The organism is Metabacillus fastidiosus NBRC 101226 (genome assembly GCF_001591625.1).
Taxonomy (GTDB): domain Bacteria; phylum Bacillota; class Bacilli; order Bacillales; family Bacillaceae; genus Metabacillus; species Metabacillus fastidiosus.
This window is the reverse complement of sequence record NZ_BCVG01000014.1, coordinates 1-17,663: the sequence shown is the minus strand read 5'-3', so window position 1 is coordinate 17,663 and position 17,663 is coordinate 1. Positions and strand designations below refer to the sequence as shown.

19 protein-coding genes and 1 pseudogene are annotated in these 17,663 nt (G+C 36.0%); 13 read left to right on the top strand and 7 right to left on the bottom strand.

Annotated features, from left to right (window positions below):
• Window positions 1-384 precede the first annotated feature (384 nt).
• The 9 genes from BFA01S_RS05800 to BFA01S_RS05770 all read left to right on the top strand — a co-directional run bounded on the left by BFA01S_RS05800 (window position 385) and on the right by BFA01S_RS05770 (window position 6,567).
• A complete protein-coding gene (locus BFA01S_RS05800) occupies window positions 385-1,266 on the top strand; it encodes a sulfite exporter TauE/SafE family protein (protein WP_066226868.1) in 882 nt (293 codons plus the stop codon).
• Window positions 1,267-1,317: 51 nt separating this feature from the next.
• The gene (locus tag BFA01S_RS21760) at window positions 1,318-1,494 is read left to right on the top strand and encodes a YezD family protein (protein ID WP_082799873.1); all 177 of its coding nucleotides are present in this window, start codon (window positions 1,318-1,320) and stop codon (window positions 1,492-1,494) included.
• A 14-nt stretch (window positions 1,495-1,508) separates the two neighbouring features.
• Window positions 1,509-2,030: an NADPH-dependent FMN reductase gene (ssuE, locus tag BFA01S_RS05795; protein WP_066226865.1), complete on the top strand. Its 522-nt coding sequence runs from the start codon at window positions 1,509-1,511 to the stop codon at window positions 2,028-2,030.
• 224 nt (window positions 2,031-2,254) lie between these two features.
• Complete coding sequence (locus BFA01S_RS05790) at window positions 2,255-2,560, top strand: hypothetical protein (RefSeq protein ID WP_066226863.1); 306 nt, start codon at window positions 2,255-2,257, stop codon at window positions 2,558-2,560.
• A 12-nt stretch (window positions 2,561-2,572) separates the two neighbouring features.
• The gene (fbpA, locus tag BFA01S_RS22285; protein WP_156483544.1) at window positions 2,573-2,734 is read left to right on the top strand and encodes a Fur-regulated basic protein FbpA; all 162 of its coding nucleotides are present in this window, start codon (window positions 2,573-2,575) and stop codon (window positions 2,732-2,734) included.
• Window positions 2,735-2,786: 52 nt separating this feature from the next.
• Window positions 2,787-3,278 carry a GNAT family N-acetyltransferase gene (locus BFA01S_RS05785; RefSeq protein ID WP_066226860.1) on the top strand — a complete coding sequence of 164 codons (492 nt, stop codon included), beginning with the start codon at window positions 2,787-2,789 and terminating at the stop codon, window positions 3,276-3,278.
• Window positions 3,279-3,311: 33 nt separating this feature from the next.
• A complete protein-coding gene (locus tag BFA01S_RS05780) occupies window positions 3,312-4,310 on the top strand; it encodes an aldo/keto reductase (RefSeq protein WP_066226857.1) in 999 nt (332 codons plus the stop codon).
• Window positions 4,311-4,604: 294 nt separating this feature from the next.
• Window positions 4,605-6,131: a tRNA (N6-isopentenyl adenosine(37)-C2)-methylthiotransferase MiaB gene (gene miaB / locus BFA01S_RS05775; RefSeq protein WP_066226854.1), complete on the top strand. Its 1,527-nt coding sequence runs from the start codon at window positions 4,605-4,607 to the stop codon at window positions 6,129-6,131.
• Window position 6,132: 1 nt separating this feature from the next.
• On the top strand, window positions 6,133-6,567 hold the full coding sequence (locus BFA01S_RS05770; RefSeq protein WP_066226852.1) for a YlbF/YmcA family competence regulator: 435 nt from the start codon (window positions 6,133-6,135) through the stop codon (window positions 6,565-6,567).
• A gap of 185 nt (window positions 6,568-6,752) precedes the next feature.
• Here BFA01S_RS05770 and BFA01S_RS05765 read toward each other — a convergent pair whose 3' ends face one another.
• Complete coding sequence (locus tag BFA01S_RS05765) at window positions 6,753-7,775, bottom strand: DUF3231 family protein (RefSeq protein WP_066226849.1); 1,023 nt, start codon at window positions 7,773-7,775, stop codon at window positions 6,753-6,755.
• 259 nt (window positions 7,776-8,034) lie between these two features.
• Between BFA01S_RS05765 and cotE the strand changes: the two genes are divergently transcribed.
• The 3 genes from cotE to mutL all read left to right on the top strand — a co-directional run bounded on the left by cotE (window position 8,035) and on the right by mutL (window position 13,333).
• Window positions 8,035-8,574 (top strand): outer spore coat protein CotE, encoded by a 540-nt coding sequence (gene cotE, locus BFA01S_RS05760; RefSeq protein WP_066226846.1) that lies wholly within the window; start codon window positions 8,035-8,037, stop codon window positions 8,572-8,574.
• Window positions 8,575-8,897: 323 nt separating this feature from the next.
• Window positions 8,898-11,486: a DNA mismatch repair protein MutS gene (gene mutS / locus BFA01S_RS05755; protein WP_066226840.1), complete on the top strand. Its 2,589-nt coding sequence runs from the start codon at window positions 8,898-8,900 to the stop codon at window positions 11,484-11,486.
• Between the two features lie 17 nt (window positions 11,487-11,503).
• Window positions 11,504-13,333: a DNA mismatch repair endonuclease MutL gene (gene mutL / locus BFA01S_RS05750; protein ID WP_066226838.1), complete on the top strand. Its 1,830-nt coding sequence runs from the start codon at window positions 11,504-11,506 to the stop codon at window positions 13,331-13,333.
• Window positions 13,334-13,396: 63 nt separating this feature from the next.
• Here the strand turns inward: mutL and BFA01S_RS05745 are convergent, their stop codons facing one another.
• The 6 genes from BFA01S_RS05745 to BFA01S_RS05725 form a co-directional block, all read right to left on the bottom strand.
• Complete coding sequence (locus tag BFA01S_RS05745) at window positions 13,397-14,512, bottom strand: site-specific integrase (protein ID WP_066226835.1); 1,116 nt, start codon at window positions 14,510-14,512, stop codon at window positions 13,397-13,399.
• A gap of 143 nt (window positions 14,513-14,655) precedes the next feature.
• Entirely contained in the window at window positions 14,656-14,919 is a 264-nt protein-coding gene (locus BFA01S_RS05740; protein WP_066226829.1) for an excalibur calcium-binding domain-containing protein, read from the bottom strand.
• A 61-nt stretch (window positions 14,920-14,980) separates the two neighbouring features.
• Window positions 14,981-16,099, bottom strand: coding sequence for a sunset domain-containing protein (locus BFA01S_RS21755; protein ID WP_169800437.1), 1,119 nt, complete (start codon window positions 16,097-16,099; stop codon window positions 14,981-14,983).
• 12 nt (window positions 16,100-16,111) lie between these two features.
• A complete protein-coding gene (locus tag BFA01S_RS23635; protein WP_218011630.1) occupies window positions 16,112-16,318 on the bottom strand; it encodes an SHOCT domain-containing protein in 207 nt (68 codons plus the stop codon).
• Complete coding sequence (locus BFA01S_RS23080; protein WP_066226825.1) at window positions 16,236-16,757, bottom strand: PH domain-containing protein; 522 nt, start codon at window positions 16,755-16,757, stop codon at window positions 16,236-16,238. The genes BFA01S_RS23635 and BFA01S_RS23080 overlap by 83 nt, the downstream gene beginning before the upstream one ends.
• A gap of 399 nt (window positions 16,758-17,156) precedes the next feature.
• On the bottom strand, window positions 17,157-17,450 hold the full coding sequence (locus tag BFA01S_RS05725) for an ImmA/IrrE family metallo-endopeptidase (protein ID WP_328014444.1): 294 nt from the start codon (window positions 17,448-17,450) through the stop codon (window positions 17,157-17,159).
• Between the two features lie 39 nt (window positions 17,451-17,489).
• On the opposite strand from BFA01S_RS05725, the pseudogene BFA01S_RS23180 reads away from it, so the two are divergent.
• A pseudogene (locus BFA01S_RS23180) lies at window positions 17,490-17,663 on the top strand (hypothetical protein); the annotation flags it as partial.

Here is a 17,663-nt window from a genome sequence, read left to right as displayed (position 1 = left end):
CAAATCCTTTGATGGATTTACTGCTTTTTTATTTATCCAAGCTTTTCCCCCGGAATTAGACTCTTCTCATCTGATAGGAACTATTTATATATCAAATCGTGAATATATCTTCGGAGACTAGGGAAATAGCGCTTATTTGTCAATGATCTCGCTATATACAGTAATCAAATAGAGAAACGAAAAAAAATAAATTTTCAGAATTCATATAAAATATAGTTGACATGTCGGATTAATATGATTAACATATAACTTAATCGAATACCCTATAACATTATCTTATGATTCTGTTTTGCTGATCGGACAACCGAAAGTCCTTTAAAGGAATTTATGAATGGATTTTTTGAGTGAAGGAGGCAGATAGGAGTCGCAAAGGAGTAAACAGACATGAAAAAACTTATTATTTTTGCATTCATTGGTTTTTTAGCACAGTTAATTGATGGATCACTCGGTATGGCTTACGGTGTAACATCGACATCCTTACTACTTGCATTTGGTATGAGTCCGGCAATTGCCTCTGCTTCTGTCCATTTATCAGAAGTGGTGACGACCGCTGCTTCAGGTGTATCACATATTAAATTTGGAAATGTGGATAAAAAGATGGTTTACCGCCTTATTATCCCAGGTTCTATTGGAGCATTTATCGGAGCAACGTTCCTAAGCAATATTCCAGGTGAATTAGTAAAACCTTATGTTTCTATTTTTCTATTAGCATTAGGTATATATGTTGTTATTCGTTTTCTAGTTCTCTATAAACCTAGTGAAGAAAAAAAAGGAACGCGTTTATCTGTAAAACAGTCTATTCCACTCGGTTTTATCGCAGGATTTTTTGATGCAACTGGAGGCGGTGGCTGGGGTCCTATCGCGACACCCGTTCTTTTATCAAAAAATGGAATGACGGCACGTAAAGTAGTTGGTACTGTTGATACGAGTGAGTTTGCAATCGCTGTTTCTGCAACATTAGGATTTTTTATTTCACTTGGCTGGGAAGCAGTTCAATGGCAGTGGGTAATTGCTCTTATGATTGGTGGAATTATTGCAGCTCCAATCGCTGCTTGGCTCGTAAGAATTATTCCGGCACATTTAATGGGAGTTTCCGTCGGCGGATTTATCGTTTTAACGAACTCAAGAACATTGCTACATACTTGGGTTGGAAATGAACATCTTTATCCTTATATTTATGGCACTATTATTATTCTTTGGATCGGTGCAATCTTTTTAACAATTAATAAATTTAAACATGTAGAGAAAGCTTCAAAAGCGGCTTAAAGTTGCATATTTAATTAGAAAAATTTATCATTATATTGGAGGAGAATGAGAATGCAAACAGTTGATGAATTGAAATTAAACTATATCGTCTCTGCTCTTAAAAACTTAGAATACGGTTCATTGATTATTACCGTACACGAAGGTCAAATTACACAAATTGATAAGACAGAAAAGAAACGATTTTCATTAGCGAAAACTGCAAAACTCCCTCGTGTAAACAGTAAATAAAAGGAGTGTCAGCAATGACTAATGTGGCAATTATTATAGGTACGCCGTCTGAACATTCACGGTTAAATGGGATTTTATCTTTTGCTTTAAATTTTCTTGAGGGAAAAAATGTTAATACAGAGATTGTTAATGTGCGTGATATTCCAGCAGAAGATTTAATTTATGCGAAATTTGACAGCCCAGCGATTATTGAAGCAAATAAAAAGGTGGAAAACGCTGATTTAGTTATTATTTTAACACCGGTTTATAAAGCAGCTTATACAGGTGTTTTAAAAACATATCTTGACTTATTACCGCAAAAGGCTTTAGTAAATAAAACAATTTTACCACTTGTAATCGGAGGCACATTCGGACATTTACTCGTCATCGATTATGCGATAAAGCCGGTTTTAAATTCTTTAGGCGCAACAAATATTTTAAATGGTGCATATGTTATCGACCAACAGGTGGAGCGTCTTGAAAATAATGAATTTTCATTAGACAAAGAAGTGGAAGAAAGACTGGAAAAGCAGCTGACATTACTAATCAGCAAATAGGTTTCATCCATCTTTTAAATTTCTTTCATATTAAAAAAGCTTTCTTTATTTAAAAGGAAGGTTTTTTTACACCTAAAACCAAGTTAACAAATAGGAATATTATATAATTAAATAATGGCCAACTGGACCACCAAGGCTCTTAATTAAAAGTCGGGTATTTACTATTAAACCTCGTCTTTGATTAAGAGTTTTTTTATACCAATTTTAAAGAGAGGAGAAGATAAATGGCGACTATTCATGCATTTTCTTATAATCGGAAAATAATAAACAGCAAATATCTTAATTTGCCTGATATAGCTTTTTTCAAATGGTGCAGCGAACGGTTTTCAATTAATAAAGGAGTATTTAATACGATTGATAATTGGTTTTATTATGAAGGGATTGAGGAAATCATTCTTCGGCGTTTATATATTTTAGCTTTTTTAGATTTTGTGCAATCTACATTAGGGAATCAGGGGCTTAAATTTATTAGATTCGGACATGGGGGACTGACGAAAAGATTAAATGAATTTTTAGCATCTATTAATTAAGGAGGGATAGGAATGTCAACACTATTAAGAGCGGCGATCAATAAGAAAAAACGGTATTTAATTCAAAGATTAATTGATTCAGGTTATTCTATCCATGGATTAGAAGAATTAACGCTGACAGAACTTGAGGAAGAGTTTGAAAAGAGCGAGAGGGAAAGAAAGAGGAAGTACTGAAAAAAGTTTTAGAAGTTTTTAAGCAGCATATTCTTTTGGAAGGAAATATTTTATGTGTGATTCATATGAAATGATTATTCGTCCTGCAGAGGATAAAGACATTAATCGAATTATAGAAGCGATAGCTTCTTTAATAACAGAGTTGAGTGGAGGGAGTGATGCAGTTTTACCGGATACAGCGAAAGATGTATGTAACAGATTGATAAAAAATCAATCACGGGGAGTCATATTTATTGCTGAAACGGTTTCTCCTGAAGCTTTTTTCTTAGGCTGTATTACTGCCTCCATTCAGGAGGCTATTTATATAGGAGGTTCCTATACGCTCATTCAAGAGCTCTATGTACACCCGATGTTCCGCAATCAGAAAATAGGCTCCCAGCTTATTTATGCTGTTGAACAGTATTGCAAAGAAAAGGGGATGAATACTTTAGAAGTATATCTTCCCCTTCATAGTTTCATAGATTATGAAAAGACTTTGAATTTTTACGAGAAGGAAGGATTTAGTGTTTTCGGACCGAGAATGAAGAAAAAGATTAATTTTTAAGTGGGAAAAATATAATTACGACAGGAGATATAAATGAAATATAAAACATTGGGGAAAAGCGGAGTATTAGTATCAGAGCTTTGTTTAGGTGCCATGACATTCGGTAAAGAAGTAAATGAACAAGATTCCATTCGCATGATCCATCAGTTTTTACATAATGGAGGAAATTTTATTGACACTGCTGATGTGTATGTTGGAGGAGAATCAGAGCGAATTGTTGGAAAAGCTATTAAAGATCGTCGGGAGGAAGTAGTATTAGCTTCCAAAGTAAGGATGAGAGTCGGTTCGTATCCTAATGATTCCGGTTATTCGCGCCGGCGGGTCTTAGCCGGTATTGATGAAAGCCTGGAGAGACTAGGTACTGATTATCTTGATTTATATCAGCTTCATGTATGGGATAATTTAACACCGATAGAGGAAGTAATAAGAACATTAGATGATCTCGTAACTTCCGGCAAAGTCAGATACATAGGCTGTTCTAACTTTTTAGCATGGCAATTAATGAAAGCTTTAGCGTACAGTGATTTTCATCAATATGCCCGCTTTATATCAGTACAGCCCCAGTACAGCTTAATAAACCGTGAAATGGATCGGGAAGTCTTATCATTATGTGAAGAAGAGAATGTCGGAGTTATTCCGTGGGCACCGCTTGGCGGCGGATTTTTAACCGGAAAGTATAAAAGGAATGAAAAGCCGGCAAGCGGGAGACTTTCCAATGGAATTGGAGAGTCGAGTTGGGAAAACAGAGCGACAGAACAAAATTTCAAAGTATTGGAAGCAGTCGAAGAAATTGCACTGAAAATAAACAAAACTCCTGCACAGGTCGCTCTGAATTGGCTTCTGGGCAAGAAAGAAATCACATCTCCTATTTTTGGAGCATCGAGTATTGAACAATTTGAAGAAAATATAGGAAGTACTGGATGGACGCTTACAGAAGAGGATTGGACAAAACTGGATGAAGTGAGTAAACTGCCGGATGAATATCCGCTTCGGTTTATCGAGAAATTCCAGCGTCATATAGGGGAACAATGAGCTTAGAATGTTGAAAGCCTATTTATATTTAAGTTCATAAAAAATAATAATAGTATTTCTTCATTAATAGAGACTTAAATGAAAAGTGATTTATAACAAATAAGTAAATTTTAAATGATCAAAAGGACTGTCTTATGATGAGGCAGTCCTTGACGTTTTTCTTAACAAACCCGTTTAATTATTGTGTTCTTTTACCATAATCTATATACTATTAAGTTGTATATCAACTTTTCAAAAAGACATTTTAAATAAAACAACTTAGAAAATAAAGACAGCTTGAAAGGAGATTTTTTTATGAATGAAAAGCAAAGACAGGAGAGCTCACAAGTAAATCCAGCGGACAAAAAATCCGAAAAGGATTACAGCCAGTATTTCCAAGCAGTCTACATGCCGCCTTCATTAAAAGATGCGAAGAAGCGCGGGAAAGAAGAAGTGAAATATGATGATTTCGGAATTCCGGAAGAATTCCGCGGTATGGGGCAAGGACGCAAGTTTTATATTCGTACTTACGGCTGTCAAATGAACGAACATGACACAGAAGTAATGGCGGGTATTTTCATGGCGCTTGGTTATGAGCCGACAGATGGTGTGGAAGATGCTGATGTTATTCTTTTAAACACTTGTGCGATTCGTGAAAATGCGGAAAATAAAGTGTTTGGTGAACTTGGTCATTTAAAAACATTGAAAAAAGGACGTCCAGACCTTCTTTTAGGTGTGTGCGGCTGTATGTCACAGGAAGAATCTGTTGTTAACAGAATTTTAAAAGTGCATCCATTCGTTGATATGATTTTCGGGACGCATAATATTCACCGCCTTCCAAATATTTTAAACGAAGCATATCTTTCAAAAGAAATGGTCGTTGAAGTATGGTCTAAAGAAGGGGACGTTATCGAAAACCTTCCGAAAGTGCGTAAAGGCGACATTAAAGCATGGGTTAACATTATGTATGGCTGTGATAAGTTCTGTACGTACTGTATCGTGCCTTATACTCGAGGAAAAGAAAGAAGCCGCCGTCCGGAAGATATTATTCAGGAAGTACGCCATCTAGCGGCACAAGGGTATAAGGAGATTACGCTGCTCGGTCAAAACGTAAATGCGTACGGAAAAGACTTCGAAGATATGACATACGGTCTCGGTGATTTAATGGATGAAATCCGTAAAATTGATATTCCGAGAATCCGTTTTACAACGAGCCATCCGCGTGACTTTGATGATCGTCTTATTGAAGTGCTGGCAAAAGGCGGGAATCTGCTTGACCATATTCACTTGCCGGTTCAATCAGGAAGCTCAGAAGTATTAAAACTTATGGCGCGTAAATATAGTCGCGAGCATTATTTAGAATTAGTTCGCAAAATTAAAGAAGTGATGCCAAATGCGTCATTAACAACAGATATTATTGTCGGTTTCCCAAATGAAACAGATGAGCAGTTTGAAGAAACGTTATCGTTATATCGTGAAGTTGGATTTGATAGTGCTTATACATTTATTTATTCACCACGTGAAGGTACACCGGCTGCGAAAATGCAGGACAATGTACCGATGGAAGTGAAAAAGGAACGCCTGCAGCGTTTAAATAAGCTTGTTAATGACACTTCAGCACAGAAATTAAAAGAGTACGAAGGAAAAGTAGTGGAAGTGCTCGTTGAAGGAGAAAGTAAAAACAATCCTGACGTATTAGCGGGTTACACAGAGAAAAGCAAGCTAGTGAACTTTAGAGCACCGAAATCTGTTATTGGCAAGATTGTAAAAGTGAAAATTAAGAAAGCAAAAACATGGACGCTTGATGGAGAGATGGTCGAAGAAGCGGTTGAGGTGAAATAAAATGACGACATTGTATACGAAAGACGATATCGTTGCAAAAGCCCGCGAGCTTGCGCAAATGATTGCAGAAACAGAGGAAGTGGACTTTTTCAAACGTGCAGAGGCACAGATTAACGAAAACCAGAAAGTTCGCGAATTAATCGCAAGCATTAAAACACTGCAAAAGCAGGCTGTTAATTTTCAGCATTACGGAAAAGAAGAAGCATTAAAATTAACAGAAGAAAAGCTTGCAAAGATTGAAGCGGAATTAGATGAGATTCCGATTATTCAAGAATTTAAGCAATCACAAGTGGAAGTAAATGAACTGCTTCAGCTTGTATCGCATACGATCTCTAATAAAGTAACGAATGAAATTATCGTTTCTACTGGAGGAGATCTCCTTCAGGGAGAGACAGGTTCAAAAGTTCGCAACTCCCCAGGTGGAAGCTGTAGTTAATATTGTACGATGAGCTAATATAGATTACCTATATTAGCTTTTTTATTTTTACAATTCAGTAGCTATAATAAAACAGAGAACGAAATAATTATTGACAGTTGTGTTTATGTACAATAAAGTTACTTGATTTTTATACCTCTATGATCCTTTCTTTGACATTTATCCATTGCGCGGAGGTATCTATTTTAGCTATTTCTATTTTTATCTTTTACAAGCTGCTTTTTGTCTAGCGTGCCTGGAGGCTGTTCTAACCATCCATTTTGAATCATAATATCAGCACCGCTCTTCGCATATTGAGCAATTTCAATAGATAGACGTTCGTAATTTAGTATGAGATCACTTCTTTGACTTGCAGCCGCTGCTGTTGCATAGTTTCCTGTTCCCAGTGTACTTAATAAGTCCATATGAAATAACATTAATTTGTCAGAAAATGGCGCTATCGTTGAATCAGTTATAGAAACATCTGATGAAACCGGAGAATTTATATTATTATCAATTAGAGTTTTAGTGAATAAATCAACATGTTTTTGTGAAATGTCTTTTCCTCTGAACATCCATTTTTGAATTTCTTCGCTTTGTGATGTTTGAGCAAAACTAAGGGCTAATTTAGCTCCTATAACATTCGTTTGAACATTCATATATAAGTAGGCGATTTCCATTGTATTTAAAGGTCTTTGCTTACTGAATAATGAAAAACCGCTTAAATACTTTTTGCTGTCTACAAAATCAATTGTAGTTGGATAAGCGACATGAGGCGCCCTTACAAATAATCCTTTTGAAAGAGATACATCCGCACCGGTATCATATAAGTTAGATACTTCTTTAAGTGCTTCAATGAAATAAGTTCTTATGTCTTTTCTTGCACTCATAGCAATAAAACCGCTGTATGCAAGTAAGCCAGCTCTCGTTATTTGGCCAATATAAGCAAGCATAAATGAATCAGTATATAAACGAGGGGCATTCATGTTCACATCTTCATTAGTAAATCCGATAGGCAAGGGTAATTGTTCTCCTTGAAACAAATGAGTAAGTTTTTCTATATGAGCAGATGAAATATCATAAGCATATTGGACAATAGGACGGATTTCATCATCTTCTATATCTTTTAAAAAATAACCTAAAATACATTTTGACATACTGTCATTCACATAAGCAGTCCAAATCGATGCAATTTCTGCTGAAGTGAGTTTAGGGAGTTTTTCTGCCATAATTTTAATGCCTCCAAAAAAAATAATTCTACACTAGGTTATTCTTTGAAAAGTTGATTATTATTATTCAACAGAAGATTCTTATAAGGTAAGAAAAAACTGTTTTTCTAACTATTAGGCAAATAATTTTACCCTCCCGCATACAATGAATTGTACGGATTCATTTTTAAAATTATCGTCAATTTCAAAATTACTAGGCACATTCATTATTGTTTCCGCATAGGATTTAATGAGATTGATTCGAGGAGGGTATGCCAGGATGTCTAAATATAGAGAAATTATTACAAAAGCAGTGGTGGCGAAAGGTCGTAAGTTTACTCAAAGTACACATACAGTTTCGCCATCACAAAGACCAACGAGCATTTTAGGCGGCTGGATTATAAATCATCAGTATGATGCACATAAAGTTGGAAAAACGGTGGAAATAGAAGGTACTTATGATATTAACGTCTGGTATTCGTATAAGGACAATACGAAAACGGAAGTTGTGACAGAATCTGTCTCATATGTCGATGTTGTGAAATTAAGATATAAAGATGAAAATTTCTTAGATGACGAACATGAAGTGATTTGTAAAGCGGTTCAGCAGCCGAATTGCTTAGAAGTGACGATTTCTCCTAATGGCAATAAAATTGTCGTTCAAGCAGAACGTGAGCATCTTGCTGAAGTGATAGGTGAAACGAAAGTATGTGTTCAAGTAAATGACGAAGGCTGCGAAGAGGAAGAATGGGAAGAAGAATTAGATGATGAATTTGAAGATTTAGATCCGGAGTTTTTAGTTGGAGATGTGGAAGAGTAACTAGGGAGCGTTTCTCCCTGGTTTTTCTTTTTTTAGGGGGAGAAGCATGTATATGCAGCAGTTGTACTCATTGCTAGTATTTTAATCAATACTTTATAAAGTAAAACTGCCATCAGTGGAGGTCTTCCTCATTCTCCACTGATGGTTAGTTGAACCAATCGGACCTTTATGGGGAGTCTTACTGCTCGTTAAGGCTTGGGATAAATGATTTGAGGAAATCGGCTGAAAAAGCCGATTTTTTCTTCTTAAGATTTGAAATGAAAAACAAGTTTTTAAATATGTTATAATAATCACAGTTTTGTTTTGTTCTGGGAGGTTTAACGATGGCTGCATATACGCCGATGATACAGCAATATTTAAAGATTAAGGCAGAATATAAAGATGCCTTTTTATTTTTCCGCTTGGGGGACTTCTATGAAATGTTCTTTGAAGATGCGATTAATGCATCCCAAGTGCTTGAAATTACATTAACGAGCAGAGACGGGGGATCGGAAGAGAGAATTCCGATGTGCGGTGTTCCACATCATTCCGCTGCTGGATATATTGAACAGTTAATTGATAAAGGATATAAAGTAGCGATTTGCGAACAGACGGAAGATCCGAAGCAGGCGAAAGGAGTTGTGAGACGTGAAGTCGTTCAGCTCATTACGCCTGGGACAGTAATGGACGGAAAAGCAATTGAGGAGAAAGAAAATAATTATATTGCATCTGTTACTGTTTCAGATGCCAGAATCGGACTTGCTTTAACTGATTTAACGACAGGAGAAAATTTAACTGCGTTTATTCCGACATTTCATGATTTATTAAATGAAATTTATTCTGTCGGTGCAAAGGAAATCGTTATTTCAGAAAATTTCTCCAAGGAGTGGGAGAAGCAGCTGAAAGACCGCTGTCAGGTTACATTTTCTTACGAAGAAGAAACAAAGATAACGAGCGAGTTTTCTATATTAATAGAAGAAATAAAGGATGAATGCTTGCAGCAAACTGTCGCAAGACTAATCCATTATTTAAAACGTACACAAAAACGGAGTCTCGACCATTTACAAGCTGTCCAGCTTTATGAACTCGATGAGACGCTGAAAATTGATTTTTTCTCAAAGAAAAACTTAGAGTTAACGGAAACGATTCGTGCAAAAGGAAAGAAAGGCTCACTCATTTGGCTTTTAGATGAAACGAAAACAGCGATGGGTGCAAGGCTTCTAAAGCAATGGATTGATAAACCGTTAGTGAGTGAAAAGAAAATTGAAGAACGTTTAAATATGGTGGAAACATTTATCGGACATTATTTCGAGCGGGAAGATTTCAGAACACTTTTAAAGGAAGTGTATGATTTAGAAAGACTCGCAGGGAGAGTTGCGTTCGGCAATGTAAATGCTCGTGACTTGAATCAGCTGAAAAAATCTTTAGAGCAGGTTCCCGAAATTAAAGAGCTTATTGAATCATTAAACAGTGATTATTCTAAATCAATCGCAAAAAGACTTGACCCATGTGAAGAGCTCACATCTATTTTAGGACAAGCAATTGTAGAAGAACCGCCGCTCACGATTAAAGAAGGAAATATTATAAAAGACGGCTATAGTGGAAAACTCGATGAGTACCGCTATATTAGCCGGAACGGAAAACAGTGGATTGCTGAATTAGAACAGCAGGAACGGCAAAAAACAGGAATTAAATCGTTGAAAATCGGCTACAACAGAGTGTTCGGCTATTATATTGAAGTGACAAGAGCGAATCTTCATTTATTAGCAGAAGGGCAATATGAACGGAAGCAGACATTAACGAATGCAGAACGGTTTGTTACACCTGATTTAAAAGAAAAAGAGTCTTTAATATTAGAAGCAGAAGAGAAAATCGTTGGTCTTGAATATGATCTATTCGTGGAATTAAGAGAAAAAGTAAAAACATTTATTCCGAGACTGCAAGAGCTTGCGAAATTATTAAGCGAGCTTGATGTTCTTCAATGTTTTGCAACAGTAAGTGAGAAAAGACATTATACAAAGCCATCATTTTCTAAAGCGGGTGAGCTGTTCATAAAAGACGGCAGACATCCGGTCGTGGAAAAGGTAATGGACGCACAGGAATATGTGCCTAATGACTGTACTATGTCTGAGTACCGTAATATCCTTCTTATTACAGGACCGAATATGTCTGGTAAAAGCACATATATGAGGCAAATTGCGCTTACTGCTATTTTGGCGCAAATTGGCTGTTTTGTCCCGGCAGAAGAAGCATCACTTCCAATTTTTGATCAGATTTTCACGAGAATCGGGGCGGCAGATGATTTAATTTCTGGACAAAGTACATTCATGGTGGAAATGCTTGAAGCGAAAAATGCGATCGTCCATGCGACAGGAAGAAGCTTAATTCTTTTCGATGAAATCGGCAGAGGAACGTCCACATATGACGGAATGGCGCTTGCACAAGCAATGATCGAATATATTCATGAACATATCGGTGCAAAAACGTTATTTTCGACGCATTATCATGAGCTGACAGTGCTGGAAGCAGAGCTAAAGACATTGAAAAATGTGCATGTACAGGCGATTGAAGAGCACGGTAAAGTCGTTTTCCTTCATAAAATTGAAGAAGGAGCCGCAGATAAAAGTTACGGAATACATGTTGCAGAGCTGGCGGAACTTCCTGATGTACTTATTGCGAGAGCGAAGGAAATTTTAGATCATTTTGAGAGTGAAAGTAAAAAAGAGACTCCGGTAACAGAAGTTGTAAAGGAAACGAAGGAGCCTGAAGCACAGCTTTCATTTTTCACAGAAGAACCAGTGAAACAAAAAGCTTCTCAGCCGTCTAAAAAAGAACAGGCTATTTTAGAGCAGTTAAAATTAATTAATCTGCTTGAAATGACACCGCTTGATGCGATGAATGAGCTGTACCAGTTACAGAAAAAGCTGAAATAAAAACGGGGGTGATACGATTGGGAAAGATTATTCTTCTTGATGATCAGCTTGCGAACAAAATAGCGGCAGGGGAAGTTGTGGAGCGGCCTGCATCCGTCGTGAAAGAATTATTGGAAAATGCGATCGATGCGAACAGTACTGTCGTAGAAATCGAGATTGAGGAAGCGGGTTTAAGCAAAATCCGCGTCCTTGATAATGGAGACGGTATCGAAGCGGAAGACTGTCTGAATGCATTTTCCCGGCATGCAACGAGTAAAATTAAAGATGAAAATGATTTATTTCGGATTAGAACGTTAGGATTCAGAGGAGAAGCTTTGCCAAGTATCGCCTCTGTCTCTGAACTTAGTATGAAGACGAGCACTGGAGAAGGTGCTGGGACACATCTTGTTATTAATGGTGGGAAAATAGAGAAACACGGATCTACTTCAAGCCGGCAAGGTACAGATATCACTGTGTCCAATTTATTTTTTAACACTCCGGCCAGACTAAAATATATGAAAACTGTTCATACAGAGCTCGGCAATATTACCGATATCGTAAACAGAATTGCGCTTGCCCATCCGGAAGTATCGATCAGGCTTATGCATAACGGAAAAAGAATTTTCGGAACAAACGGCAACGGAGATGTAAGACAAGTATTAGCGGCCATTTACGGGATGAATATCGCAAAGAAAATGATTCCGCTCAAATTACAGTCATTGGATTTTGAAGTAAACGGCTATATTACTCTGCCGGAAATAACGAGGGCATCAAGAAATTATATTTCTACTATTATTAATGGAAGGTTTATAAAAAACTATTCATTGGTGAGAGCGATTCAGGAAGGGTATCATACGCTGCTGCCGATTGGCCGCTATCCGATCGTGTTTTTAGAAATTACGATGGACCCGATTTTAGTAGATGTCAATGTCCACCCGTCAAAACTCGAAGTAAGATTAAGTAAGGAAGCGGAACTGAATGAATTAATTGCGGCTGGAATTAAAGAAGTTTTCAGCAAACAGCAATTAATCCCAAGTGTCCAGGCACCAAAGGGGAAAATAGTTCAAAGAGACGAACAGCAAATATTGACCTTTGAACATACGCCGGCAGAAACGGTATATATTCCAAAAGAATCGCCTGCTGAGGTAAAGGAATATGAGGAACCTCTTTTTATTCAGGAAACAAAGGAAGAAGTGGAAATAGACAGATTTGGTATTACTGTGGAAAAAGAGCAAGCAGAAATAGTAAATGAAGATGCCGAACAGCATTTTGAAGAAGAAAAGGAACGAGTTCCAGTACTGTATCCGATCGGTCAAATGCATGGCACGTATATACTCGCTCAAAACGAGAACGGTCTGTATATTATCGACCAGCATGCGGCACAGGAAAGAATAAAATATGAATACTTCCGTGAAAAAGTCGGACAAGTAAGCGACGAAGTCCAGGAATTATTAGTCCCGCTTACCTTCGAATATGCAAGCAATGAAGCAATGATTATCGAAGAACATATCGAAAGGTTTGCCCAAATCGGTATCTTCCTCGAGCCTTTCGGAAGAAACAGTTATATCGTCAGATCCCATCCCCAATGGTTCCCAAAAGGCGAGGAAGCAGAAATTATTACAGATATAATCGAACAGGTACTCCAAGACAAAAAAGCGGACATTAAAAAGCTCCGTGAAGAAGCAGCGATTATGATGAGCTGCAAAGCATCTATTAAAGCAAACCACCATCTGCGCAATGATGAAATATTCGCCCTTCTTGAAACATTAAGAAAAACCGCGGACCCGTTTACATGTCCGCACGGAAGACCGATTATTGTACATTATTCGACGTATGAGATGGAGAAGATGTTTAAACGCGTGATGTAGCAGGGTTTGTGGGCCTTTGTTTTTGATTTGCCCACCAAATGCCCACCAAAATATATTTGCCCACTAATCATTTAAGTAACGTTCTAATTTTAATATGCTTTCTTCTTCATGTTTTTTCGTAATATGAAGATAAACATCAGCTGTCATATTGATAGTTGTATGCCCAAGACGTTCACTAACTGTTTTTATATCTACGCCACTTTCTAAAAGCATGATTGCGTGTGTATGACGTAATCTGTGTGGGGAAATGTGGTGTAGATTTGTTTTCTTCAGAATAGATTCCATTACTCTTTTAACTCCGAAAGTACCCATCTCAGCTCCGTTTGGGCAAGTAATTACAAAGTTTGAGTCTCTATACGCTAATCCATATTTTAATTTGTTTTTCTTTTGCCAAGTCTTATATTTTTTGAGTTCTTCTATAAGTGTGTTATCAATACTGATGGTGCGGATACTTGATTTTGTTTTCGGTTTTTTTATGCCGAATTCGTTTCTAGATTTAGTGACGGATAAAGTTTTATTGTCCAGATCAATGTCATCCCAATAAAGGGCAAGCATTTCACCTTTTCGAAGTCCGGTTCTAAGAAGAAGAAGAGCGATGATATAGTGGTGGTACTGTGACTTTTTCGCAGCTTCCATGAAAATAGTAACTTCTTCTTTTGTTAAATAATTTCTGTCTTCTTCGGAAAACTCATTTTCTTTTTTTAGACTAATATTTTGATATTTATTATGGGTTAACATTTCTAATTCAACGGCTTTATTAATGGCTGTAGAAAAAATAGAATGGATAGTTTGAACAGTAGTTTTTGCATATTTTTTTAATAATTCATTTAGGAATTTCTCATAATCTAACCTTTTTAAATTACTTAATCGATAATGCCCTATATTAGGTATAATTTGATTGTTTATATAGTTTTTTCGATTTTCTAGAGTGCTGGGCTGGCATTGTGGACCATATTCATTTAACCAATCTTTCAGCCAATCTTTTACTACTATATCCTGATTTTGAATAACGGAATATTGGTTGAAATAAAGCTGCTTTTCTATTTCAGCAGCCTTAATTTGTGCATCTTTTTTACTTCTAAATCCGCCTTTTGATTTTTCTCTTTGCTTACCAGTAGAAGGGTCTATATATCTTACTCGATACTCCCATTTTTCTCCTCTTTTTCTGAAACTCGCCATGTTAATCACTCCTTACTCTAGTCATTTTAGAGAAACTTTTAAATGAAGAGGACCATTCAATTAATCACCACCCTCCTTAAAGGAATATATGTTCGATGTGATATTTAAAAGAAAAGCCCTCAAGAGGACTAATTCTTTATTATTTATTTCTCACAAGCAATCCCGTCTTTATCTCTATCCTTTGATTTATTTGCATTGTAAAGGTCGGCTGAAACATGTGGAGTATTCTTTGTTTTTCCACCTTTATTTGTAACTTTTGAATCTTTAGCAACTCCGCCTTTATAGTCTTTGTTTAATTCTGTACAGTTTTTATAAGACTTTGCAGCTGCATCAATAGAAGAAGGGGAGACAACTGAAGCTCCTAAAATTAAAGACAATGATAAAATAGCTGTTGTTACACGTTTCATAATAAATTAGCTCCTTTTAATTTTTTATTTAAACAAAGCCGAGAAGAGGGCTTTACTTAATTTATCTCTTTGACGCTCTATACCCAGCTGCTTCTGCTTCTTCTGGGGAACAAAACATTTCTTCTGCTTTTGTAACTTCGTAATATGCTCCACCAGGTACATGATAAATTCCACTTTGATTTCCTTTAATGTTACATCCTGCATTAGATGTAGCTTGATTCTTAGGTTCTTCAGCTGGTTGAGCAGGTTTTGGATTTGTATTAGGTGATTTAGTTTCTTTCGTATCTAAATCACCTTTAGTTGTTCCATTTTCTCCGAATGCCCATAATCCAGTATTATTTTCTCTTGCTTCTCTTGCGAATTTAACAAAATACTCACTGTATTTTACATCTGGTGGATAAGTAGAGGGTTCTGCATATCCATTAATAACTAAGTCAGCATTAAACATTTTTGAACGAATTTCATCTTCATTCATATCATCAGAAGGGATTGCTAACCAAATGATTCTTAAATCACGGTTATAACGATCTGTGTCAGAAACATCTTTTTGAATCCAAACTTGTTTTCCTTCTAATTTATCAGTAGTATAATTGCTTGCTTCTTTACCATATTCTTCAGTTCTAGTTGTAGATTCAGGAGTGTTTACACCGACTAATCGAATTTTTCTTCTATCTGATAGCTCAACAGTATCACCATCAACAACTCGTGAAATAGTTACAGTCTCTAAACCTAAGTTTGTTGCAAGTTCTTCTTGCTGCTTTTTAGCTTCATTTTCAGCTTTAGCCTTTGCTTCAGCTTCTTGTTTAGCTTTTAATTCAGCAGCAGCCTTCTGCTCAGCTAGCTCTTTTTCTTTTTTCTCTTGTTCTAGTTTTTCCTTTTCTTGCTGTCCAGCTAATTCTTTTTCGATAGTTTCATTATTAGTTTTTTCTTCTTGAAGTTTAGTTGATGTCTCTGACACTGGTTCAACAAATACCATCGCCATAATGAAGCTAAATACGAATCCTAATGCAACTATTAATCCAGGTTTTGAGAATTTCCCTTTTCCTTTATCTTTTTGAACTGATTGATATACTCCAAATCCAAATATTAATAACCCAATCCATGCAAGGGGAGTTATAATTAAGCTTGAAAGTATAATTAAGAAAGCTAGAATAATTAAAATCCATTTAATAATCTTCAAATTATTGCACCTCTAAGAATTTAATATCTTTAGTTTTTCTTGCTGAAATTCTTCTTCTGTTAAGACCCCTTGATCACGTAAATTTCCTAATTGGGCCAATTTTCCATATTTATCATCTTTCTTTGAAGCACCGGTATTAGAACTGGGATGATGTTTTGTTCGCTCTAGCTTCCTGTATCTTTTTACGAACGATCTGTAAAAAGTTCTTAAAGTGGTCATCATTAAGAATATCATCAAATTTTTTACGAGCATCGCCATAATATATTAAAAATTCTTTTTGGCCTAATTCATCTGGAGCTAATGCCAGACGGCTTATTTTATGATACTCAAAAATTTCAGTTATTTTACCATGTTCAAGATTATTTGTTACAAAAACTAGACGTTGACTAGTAGCAATAAGCATACCTTTTATATCTTCAGCTGTATCATGTGTGTCATATTCAGCTAGAATAGCGGATAAGACTTTTTCATCAGTATTGATTACAAAGTCTTCAAAATATTGAATCGTTGTTCTATAAAGAGACAGGTTCAACTTATTAAAAAAACCAGTGCTTTTTCCAAAATACTTCTCCATTAATTGTATTTCGGTTTGCTTTTTTTCTTCTTTTTCTTCAGGAGACAGGTTGTCTTGTCCCAATAATTTTTTCAAGAAGCTCAATTTCATTCCTCCATTCAAATAAAATTACTCAAATATAAAATTTATGTATAAATGGGCTAATAACCCAGTAACACCTAAAATAAAAACACGTAATAAATAACGTGAGTAGTTTGGCTAATGTAAATAGTACTAGATATATATTAAAAAAATTTAGGGAATAATGATTCTTTAGAATTCCATAAATTTTATATATCAATATATTAGTGCCTCAATATTCTTCTAATTTATCATTGAGGAACAAAAGTTCAACTGCAAATCTATTAGCTTCCTTTTCTATTTTTTCAATAGGAAAGAGGATGTGTTTCTTTAAAAAAGTGTATTTACTTTTGGATGAAGTATAGCATGTTCTAATTCATGCATGCAATCGAATTTTTTATGTTTTCAGTAGTCGTTTTATTTTTATTCCAACCACTCAATACTTCCAACATTACCTTTAACATTACTAAATCCATCTACCCGGTGGTGGAAATGGGCAAATTCCTCAGTAGCAGCAAAATAATCAGCTATATCAGAAATCATTACAGGTTCTTCAGCTGCGGTGAAATAAATATTTTCCATGAACTTTGCTGGCATGAGAAGGTAAGCTGACATTCGTTTTGCTTGAGCTTCTGTTTTGCCAACAATGTGTTTGTCAGCTCTGATCTGCGAAATATGGTGAGCATAGCAATGGCAGAACTCTTCAGCTAATAAAATTTTCTTTTCAATTGCTTCAAGATCGGGATCAATGTATATCGTCCCACGTCGGCCTATAACGATAAGGAATGGGAAAGTGAAGAAATTCCAGAGAGCTATATTATCTAAGTGCAGCATTACTTAGGTATTTTGGGATCTGAGTATAAAAAAGGATATTTTGCAGTGCTAATCGGTGGAAATAAATTTGTCTGGAAAGAAATTGAGCGTGATGAC

Bases quoted from the DNA above. Each gene is read 5' to 3' on its own strand.
- BFA01S_RS05800 (WP_066226868.1), top strand. From the start codon at position 385: ATGAAAAAACTTATTATTTTTGCATTCATTGGTTTTTTAGCACAGTTA.
- BFA01S_RS21760 (WP_082799873.1), top strand. From the start codon at position 1,318: ATGCAAACAGTTGATGAATTGAAATTAAACTATATCGTCTCTGCTCTT.
- ssuE (WP_066226865.1), top strand. From the start codon at position 1,509: ATGACTAATGTGGCAATTATTATAGGTACGCCGTCTGAACATTCACGG.
- BFA01S_RS05790 (WP_066226863.1), top strand. From the start codon at position 2,255: ATGGCGACTATTCATGCATTTTCTTATAATCGGAAAATAATAAACAGC.
- fbpA (WP_156483544.1), top strand. From the start codon at position 2,573: ATGTCAACACTATTAAGAGCGGCGATCAATAAGAAAAAACGGTATTTA.
- BFA01S_RS05785 (WP_066226860.1), top strand. From the start codon at position 2,787: ATGTGTGATTCATATGAAATGATTATTCGTCCTGCAGAGGATAAAGAC.
- BFA01S_RS05780 (WP_066226857.1), top strand. From the start codon at position 3,312: ATGAAATATAAAACATTGGGGAAAAGCGGAGTATTAGTATCAGAGCTT.
- miaB (WP_066226854.1), top strand. From the start codon at position 4,605: ATGAATGAAAAGCAAAGACAGGAGAGCTCACAAGTAAATCCAGCGGAC.
- BFA01S_RS05770 (WP_066226852.1), top strand. From the start codon at position 6,133: ATGACGACATTGTATACGAAAGACGATATCGTTGCAAAAGCCCGCGAG.
- BFA01S_RS05765 (WP_066226849.1), bottom strand. From the start codon at position 7,775: ATGGCAGAAAAACTCCCTAAACTCACTTCAGCAGAAATTGCATCGATT.
- cotE (WP_066226846.1), top strand. From the start codon at position 8,035: ATGTCTAAATATAGAGAAATTATTACAAAAGCAGTGGTGGCGAAAGGT.
- mutS (WP_066226840.1), top strand. From the start codon at position 8,898: ATGGCTGCATATACGCCGATGATACAGCAATATTTAAAGATTAAGGCA.
- BFA01S_RS05745 (WP_066226835.1), bottom strand. From the start codon at position 14,512: ATGGCGAGTTTCAGAAAAAGAGGAGAAAAATGGGAGTATCGAGTAAGA.
- BFA01S_RS05740 (WP_066226829.1), bottom strand. From the start codon at position 14,919: ATGAAACGTGTAACAACAGCTATTTTATCATTGTCTTTAATTTTAGGA.
- BFA01S_RS23635 (WP_218011630.1), bottom strand. From the start codon at position 16,318: ATGACCACTTTAAGAACTTTTTACAGATCGTTCGTAAAAAGATACAGG.